The organism is Psychrobacter sp., assembly GCF_041554015.1.
Taxonomy (GTDB): Bacteria; Pseudomonadota; Gammaproteobacteria; order Pseudomonadales; family Moraxellaceae; genus Psychrobacter.
Map to the genome: position 1 here is coordinate 32,388 of NZ_JBFFMS010000027.1, position 8,441 is coordinate 40,828.

The 8,441-nt window shown below is 44.2% G+C and carries 6 protein-coding genes; all 6 read left to right on the forward strand.

Going from position 1 to position 8,441, the window contains the following annotated elements:
* Positions 1-11: 11 nt before the first annotated feature.
* Positions 12-740: a glycerophosphodiester phosphodiesterase gene (locus tag ABYU67_RS08275; RefSeq protein WP_372844525.1), complete on the forward strand. Its 729-nt coding sequence runs from the start codon at positions 12-14 to the stop codon at positions 738-740.
* 449 nt (positions 741-1,189) lie between these two features.
* On the forward strand, positions 1,190-2,368 hold the full coding sequence (locus ABYU67_RS08280) for an acyl-CoA desaturase (RefSeq protein WP_372844532.1): 1,179 nt from the start codon (positions 1,190-1,192) through the stop codon (positions 2,366-2,368).
* 249 nt (positions 2,369-2,617) lie between these two features.
* A complete protein-coding gene (locus ABYU67_RS08285; RefSeq protein ID WP_372844526.1) occupies positions 2,618-4,084 on the forward strand; it encodes a YdiU family protein in 1,467 nt (488 codons plus the stop codon).
* Positions 4,085-4,413: 329 nt separating this feature from the next.
* The gene (locus ABYU67_RS08290) at positions 4,414-6,729 is read left to right on the forward strand and encodes an NADP-dependent malic enzyme (protein ID WP_372844527.1); all 2,316 of its coding nucleotides are present in this window, start codon (positions 4,414-4,416) and stop codon (positions 6,727-6,729) included.
* Positions 6,730-6,890: 161 nt separating this feature from the next.
* Entirely contained in the window at positions 6,891-8,078 is a 1,188-nt protein-coding gene (locus ABYU67_RS08295; RefSeq protein WP_372844528.1) for a tRNA nucleotidyltransferase, read from the forward strand.
* A 59-nt stretch (positions 8,079-8,137) separates the two neighbouring features.
* On the forward strand, positions 8,138-8,441 hold a 304-nt coding region (locus ABYU67_RS08300), incomplete at its 3' end, for an SDR family NAD(P)-dependent oxidoreductase (RefSeq protein ID WP_372844529.1).

Below are 8,441 nucleotides of genomic sequence, written 5' to 3' on the forward strand. Positions count from 1 at the left end.
GGTTACTGGTTATGATAGATCTTAAGAACACCCTGCTACTTGGTCATCGCGGTGCACGCGGTGAAGCCTTAGAAAACACCTTATCGGGCTTTGAGTATGCGCAAAAGCTGCAAAGCTTTGGGTTGGTAGGCGTTGAGTTCGATGTACAACTTAGCCAAGATGGACAGCTTATCGTCTTTCATGATGATACGCTTGAACGTATGTGCGCCCAGCAAGCACGCTTAGATCAGCTAAATATCAGCAAAATCCAGCGTTATCGGCAGTTTGGTCAGCCTATTCTTAGCTTATCTGATATTGCCCCTACGCTCACGACCTATACTTATATTGAGCTTGAGATTAAAACCCATAGTCGCACTAACTATGCCAAACTCGTAAAAGCCTTGGTACGCGACTTGATTGATAGCCCGCTTGCTGCCCTGCCGATTGTGTTAACCAGTTTCGATGTTGAGCTGCACGCCTACCTACAACGCAGTAGTCTTATGAGGCACATACCACGTGGGCTGCTTATTCGAGATCCTAAACTATTGATACAGGCGCCCAATACCGCTTTACAACTTGGATGTAAGCAATTAGGTATTCACTATCCACTTTTGAGTCGTGAAGTCATAAGGTATTGTCATCGTTACCATTTACCTGTCAGTGCATGGACGGTCAATGATATTGATACCATCAAACAGCTTATAGAATGGCAAGTTGATGTCATTATTACTGATTATCCGAGCTATTTATTGCGACCTTAATGCCTTATTATCACTTGTAGACTCACTTTTATCGTCTACATATTTATTGTTTTAGTTACATTTTTACCTTATGGCTGATAAGTCATGGCCTATTTGTCGTAACACCTACTATAACCCATACAAGTTATTGTTATTTAGCAATATTTTTATAGTGCATAAGTGTTCACTTTATGATTGCTTTAGGGTAATATAGACGCTTAAATTAATACCGTTAGGGATATTATATGATTGCAAAAAAAGCACTTGGCTTACCGCTTAAAGGCTTACGTTTCGCTATCAAATCTGGTGATGCGCTTGTAAAGACCGCCAGCACTCAAGTGACCCGTTTTAAAACACGTTTCGATGAGAACAAAGCAAAAAGCACACTCGATGAGATGCCTGTTGCCAAACGCAACTACGCAAGCGCCTCTAATCAGACTGATCTGCCTACTGGTGCAGACAGCATCGATATGCGTGAGTTTGAGTTTACCAAAGCACCGATTAACTGGATTCCAGCGACTATTCTGGTAGCCACGCCTATTGCTGCGGCTATCATTACGCCATGGTATCTATTTACCCATCAAGTCAGCGCACCGGTTTGGGGCGTATTTGGTGCGTTTATGGTTTGGACTGGCATCAGCATCACAGCAGGTTATCACCGTTTATTGTCGCATCGTGCTTATAAAGCGCATCCTATTGTCAAAAACTTTTTATTGCTAGGTTCTACCTTTGCGGTACAAGGTTCGGCGTTTGATTGGGTTTCTGGTCACCGTACGCATCACCGTCATGTCGATGATCGCTTAGAAGATCCGTATTCAGCAAAACGTGGCTTTTTCTTTAGTCATATGGGCTGGATGCTACGCAATTATCCTAGTGGTAAGTTTGACTATAAAAATATTCCTGACTTGACCAAAGATAGAACGCTGCAAATTCAGCATAAGTATTACGGTTTATGGGTCGCTGCATTGAACATTGGTGCAGTCGCCGCGATCGGTTGGTTACTGGGTGACGTTTGGGGTACGCTAGTCATCGTCGGTTTGCTACGTTTGGTACTGACGCATCACTTTACCTTCTTTATCAACTCACTCTGTCATATGTTTGGGTCGCGTCCTTATACCGATACCAATACTGCCCGTGATAACTTCTTCTTGGCGCTATTTACGTGGGGTGAGGGTTATCATAACTATCATCACTTCTTCCAGTACGATTATCGTAATGGCGTAAAATGGTGGCAGTATGATCCAACCAAATGGCTCATCGCTGGCTTGTCAAAGCTTGGCTTAACCACTGAGCTACGCACTGTTGATGACACTACTATCAAGCATGCTGAAGTACAAATGCAATTTAAAGCGGCGCAGCAGCAGATTGAAACGGCAACATCAAGTGGTATCGATATTCCTCATGCGATGAAAAGCTTCCAAGATCGTATTAAGTTTGAATACGAAGCCTTTACGCAAACGGTCGAAGAATGGCAAGCATTAAAAGCAAAAACCATTGAGCTGAAAAAGACTGAGTTTGCTGATCGCCTGCATGAAGTTGAGGATGAGCTGAAAAATGATTATGCTAAGATTGAACAAAAGATATTGGCGCATAACAGCAACTTAAAAACAGCATTCCGCTCTATCGGTGAACGCCCAAAAGCGGCTTAAGCTGAACGATTTAATATTTTATTGTGATGTTTCTCCTTCCCTCTATCTGTAAAAGATAGGGGGATTTTTTATGCGACATTACATATCTTATCTCTTGATAATTGATGCTGTGTTAAACAATCATGTCATATGATAAGACATCATGATTTACAAGAGACGGACAGAGTGCAATGCTGCGATATCAAGGCTATGCTATAGTGAGTTTATCTCTCATTTTTTAGCTTTTACTTCTCAATTGGAACGGCTCTTATGCGCTATCAAAACACCTATGCTCAATTGGACACTCGCCTATATCATGAGCAACTGCCAAACCCATTAGACAATCCTCGTGCTGGTCATTTTAATACTCAAGTTGCAGAGCAGCTGGACTGGACGCAAGATGCAGATTTGATGAATCGTTGGGTTGAGATACTTGGTGGACAGTACGTGCCAGCTGAATTTCAGCCTTTATCAATGGCCTATGCCGGTCACCAGTTTGGGCAATGGGCGGGGCAACTGGGCGATGGGCGCGGCTTATTGATGGCGCAAGTACTCGATAAAAACAATCAGTTACAAGACTTACATCTCAAGGGTGCGGGGTTGACGCCCTATTCACGCATGGGCGATGGGCGTGCGGTATTACGCAGTACCATTCGTGAGTATTTATGTGGTCATGCATTGACCCAGCTTGGTATTTCCTCCTCTAATGCGTTGGGGTTTGTGATATCAGATACCAAGGTACGCCGCGAGCGTATCGAAACCGGAGCAGCTCTGATGCGTGTCGCTGACAGTCATATTCGTTTGGGTCATGTTGAATGGATTGCCAGCTTTGCGCCCGATTTGCTCGCTGAATTTACCGATTATATGATCGATACTTATTATCCAGAGTGCCGTGGTAGCGATACTCCCATACTGACATTTTTGCAGGCGGTGGTTGAACGAACCGCACGGATGATCGCCGACTGGCAACTAATTGGTTTTGCACATGGCGTTATGAATACAGATAACCTATCTATAACTGGCAGCACCTTAGATTTTGGTCCATTTGGCTTTATGGAACGCTTTAACCCGGCTTGGATCAATAACCATTCAGACCACAGTGGTCGCTATGCTTATCAGAATCAACCTGCCATCGGACATTGGAATCTCAATGTTTGGTTACCGCACTTTATGCGCCTCGACGGTGTGACGCGTGAAACGCTAGCAGATTGTCTAGCACCTTATGAGGCAAGCTTTATGCAGCATTATCAGCAAGGGCTATGCCGTAAGCTTGGCTTGGCGCATCAGCGTGAAAGTTTAAGCTTAGCCTTTGAATGGTTAACATTGTTAGAGGATAACCTACTCGACTATACCAATAGTTTCCGTGCATTACTCGGCTTGATTGCACCGGACACGCATCCTTATGAGCAGCAGTTGCTGGCAACCATGACGGCGGAGCTAAATCCTAAAGCACAGCAAGACTTGCAAGCATGGTCAACCCGTTATCTAGCTCAACTACAGCAGGGGTCAATTACTCAAGCAATTGAGGAGATGCAAAGCAGCAATCCTATCTATGTATTGCGTAACAGCATGGCTCAGCGTGTTATCGTCGCCGCCGAGCAAGGACAGTTGGATGAACTAAATAGAGTGTTTGAGCTGCTTGCTAAGCCTTATATGCTACATGATAGCGCCACTGACCTAGATACCTTGCCGCCTGCGCCTCATGCACCGCAAATGCCTATCAGCTGCTCGTCTTAATATATTTTTATTCTGTAATATTTTGAAATATTTTGCATTTAGGGTTGATATTTGGGTCATTTTTTTGGCATTATCAACTAGCTAAATAATGAATATCAATTTATTATATTGTGTGCGCAGTTCATAGTCCTTAGCTAGGCAAGTTATTAGCGATAATGTAGACTCTCTATTTGGCACTATTATTGTTTATTGCTGATGTTTAGGCACCGCATAGCACTCCATAACAATCAATGTACACTCATGATCTTATTTGATGATTTTTGAGCATTGGGCATTAGTTTTTATCACCATTTAATTTATTCCAATTTCTCCTAACCATGGCAATTATTATGAATGACGATATCACTTTGAATACGGACACCCCTAGTACGGAAAAAGAACAGTTTGAACAAGCTGCCTTACATTATCATGCTCATCCACGACCAGGTAAGATTTCGGTCACCCCTATCAAACAATTGGCTAACCAACGTGATCTGGCGCTCGCCTATTCACCCGGTGTGGCGGTACCTTGTCTTGAGATTCAAAGAGACCCGTCTCTTGCGGCAAAATATACCGCACGTAGCAACTTAGTTGGTGTGATTACCAACGGTACTGCGGTACTTGGTTTGGGAAATATTGGTCCATTGGCATCGAAGCCTGTAATGGAAGGTAAAGGAGTACTGTTTAAAAAGTTCGCTGGTATTGACGTTTTTGATATTGAAATTGCTCAAAACGATCCGGATAAATTCATTGAGGCGGTTGCTTCTTTAGAGCCTACCTTTGGTGGGATTAATTTAGAAGACATCAAAGCACCAGAATGTTTCAAAATCGAGCGCGAATTGCGTAAGCGTATGAACATTCCAGTCTTTCATGATGACCAACATGGTACCTCAATCATTGTGGCAGCAGCGATGCTCAATGCCTTGATTATCACCAATAAAAAAATTGAAGATATTAAAGTCATCTGTTCTGGTGCTGGTGCTGCAGCGATTTCTTGCTTGGATATCATTTGTGCCCTTGGCGTCAATAAGAATAATATCTACGTTTCAGACTCACGCGGTATTATCTCAACTACCCGTGAAAACTTGGATGAAACCAAACAGCGCTATGCTCGTGAAACCACTGCGACAACCATCGAAGAGCTGATGGATGATGTCGATATGTTCCTAGGCTTATCTATGCCTGGTACATTGACAGAAGATATGGTCCGCCGTATGGCAAAAGACCCTATCATCTTTGCGCTTGCTAACCCAACGCCTGAGATCATGCCAGAGCTTGCTCATGCCGTCCGTCCAGACGTAATCATGGCAACCGGTCGCTCTGATTATCCGAACCAAGTAAACAATGCGCTATGTTTCCCTTATATCTTTCGCGGTGCGCTAGATGTGGGCGCAACCACCGTCAATGAAGAAATGAAAATTGCGTGCGTACGCGCCATTGCTGCCATGGCACATGTTGAAGCGACGCCAATGAGCAATATCAAAAACGTGGAAAGTACGCCAAGCTTTGGCCGTGATTACCTAATCCCAGGACCACTTGAGCCAAACTTAATCATTGAAATCGCCTCTGCTGTTGCCAAAGCGGCGATGGATTCAGGCGTAGCAACGCTTCCTATCGCCGATATGAAAGCCTATCGCCAACGTCTGTCTGAGTTTGTCTATAACTCAGCGTTTGTGATGAAGCCTATCTTTGCTCGTGCAAAAGCCGATCCAAAACGTATCGTTTACTGTGAAGGTGAAGACAGCAACGTACTATTGGCGGTACAAGTGGTCGTCGATGAGCAGTTGGCGTATCCAATCTTGGTCGGTCGTCCTTCGGTGATTGAAAAAAATATCGAAAAGCTGGCACTACGCTTGAAAGATGGCGTAAACATCACTATCGTCAATGTTGATGATGACCCGCGCTATACTGATTACTGGAAAGGTTATTACGAGAAAAACCAGCGTAATGGCGTCAGTATCGAGCTTGCTCGCCGTGATGTACGCCGCAAAACCTCTTTAATCGGCGCGCTGTTGGTTGAAAATGGCGATGCCGATGGCATGATTTGTGGTACATTCAGCCACTATCAGCTACATTTAAAATACGTTGGTAGAGTGATTGATAAAAAAGAAGGCGTTAATGATTTTTATGCGATGAATGCAGTACTCATGCAAGATCGTAACATCTTTATCGCTGATACCCATATTCATGAAGATCCAACTGCTGAGCAATTGGCTGAAATGACGGTATTGGCAGCTGAGCAACTGCGCCGCTTTAGCATCACCCCGCGTGTGGCATTGGTATCGCATTCGAACTTTGGAACCTCTGATCGTGCCAGCGCCGTCAAAATGCGTAAAGTGCATCAGTTGCTGACCGAAATGAATGTCGACTTTGAATTTGATGGTGAAATGCAAGGTGATGCAGCACTTGACGAGCATATCCGTGCCAATGATTTGCCATCAAGCAATTTAAAAGGTTCAGCAAATCTACTTATCTTGCCAACGTTAGATGCGTCGAACATTGCTTTTAATCTGCTGAAGACAGCAACCGGTAGCGCCTCTATTGGTCCTATCTTGTTAGGTGCAAGCAAACCTGTACATATCCTGACGCCATCAGCCACAGCGCGCCGTGTGGTTAATATGACAGCCCTTGCGGTCACAGAATCTCAGGATTTAGACAACGAGTAGCAGTAATCGATGTCGCTCTGTAAAGTTCGTCATTTAGGCGGTCTCTAGCATTTTTTATGGAGACCGTCTGCTATACTAAAACCAGCCAATGCTCATTGAGTCTTGGCTGGTTTTTTTGGTAAAAATTTAGGTTAATGGGCAGTAAATATAAAGAGAATATTATGCAAGTGTATCTCGTCGGTGGTGCAGTACGTGATCAGCTATTAGGGCGCCCTATTAAAGATAGAGACTTCGTTGTCGTTGGGGCAACGGTGACTGAAATGCTTGACGCAGGCTTTCAGCAAGTAGGCGCAGATTTCCCCGTATTTTTGCATCCGGTAAGCCGCGAGGAATATGCCCTCGCACGTACTGAGCGTAAGCAAGGTTTGGGTTATCAGGGCTTTAGCGTCCATGCAAGCCCTGATGTCAGCTTAAAAGACGATTTGCAGCGGCGCGATTTGACTGTTAATGCCATGGCTATAGAAGTCACGAGCTTAACTGATGATACGCCGATAAATGGTGACGTGATTGATTATTATGGCGGACTGGACGACATAAAAAGCAAGACCTTACGTCACGTCTCAAATGCCTTTAGCGAAGACCCTTTACGCGTGTTAAGAACAGCACGCTTTTATAGCCGCTACTATGATTTAGGCTTTACCATCGCTCATGATACGTTAGTACTGATGCGTGAATTGGTGGACTCAAAAGAGCTTACCCATTTAAGTAGCGAGCGTATTTGGCAGGAATCAAGCCGTGCAATGATGCAACTCTCCCCTCAGGTATACTGGCAACAGTTATTTGATATCGGTGCCCTTACAGAATACTTTGCCCCATTACATCAGGCTTGGAATGACGGACAGATACGAGAAACGGTACAAACAGCACTATATTTTGCTGGTCAAATGCAGCTTAACTTATCGCAGCGCTGGGCCATACTGATGACCAGCCTGTTATCCTCTATATCTCACCTTAATCCTAGCGATTTAGACACCTCTGATGTGACAATGGCCTGTAAAAGCATGAATGATATTGGCAACACGGCTAAAGTACCAAAGGCACAAACTCAGTTTGCCAGCTTATTTATTCAACAAATTGCAAAATTAAGTACTATTAACCATCTCACGGCGGCTGAAAAAGTAGACCTTATTCAAGCCTGTAGCGCCCATAAAGTACCTGAAAAACTCTCGCAACTCTTGGTCACAAGCCAAGTCATGCAGCTCGCATTACAACATCGACAAATGATGTTGGCGTTGAATAGCTTCCACGCTATTGGTATGGATGATATTGATCAAAATCTCAAAGGTCCAGCGATCGGTCAAGCGCTGCGTCAAGGTAGGATTGAGCATTTACAAATGCGAGCTGTCTGACTAAAAGAGTCTGAATACGCTTTGAAACTTTAAACCCATATTTTGATTAAAATACTAATATGACTCAAAAACTTCCACCTATTCAGACTATGACGACACCTGCGCCCGTCATGCTCGTTACGGGCAGTGCTAAGCGTATCGGTGCTGCTATTGTTCGTGCGGCTCATAATCAAGGCTATCGCGTCATTATCCATTGTCATCATAGTGAGCAAGAGGCCCATGCCTTAGCAGATGAGCTAAATGATAATTGCGCTCATAGCGCCGCGGTTATTGTTGCAGATTTGGCAGTGGTTAATCAGGCTGATACTCTTGAGCATCTGACCCAAACCATCATGCAGGCATTTGGGCAACTAGACGTACTGG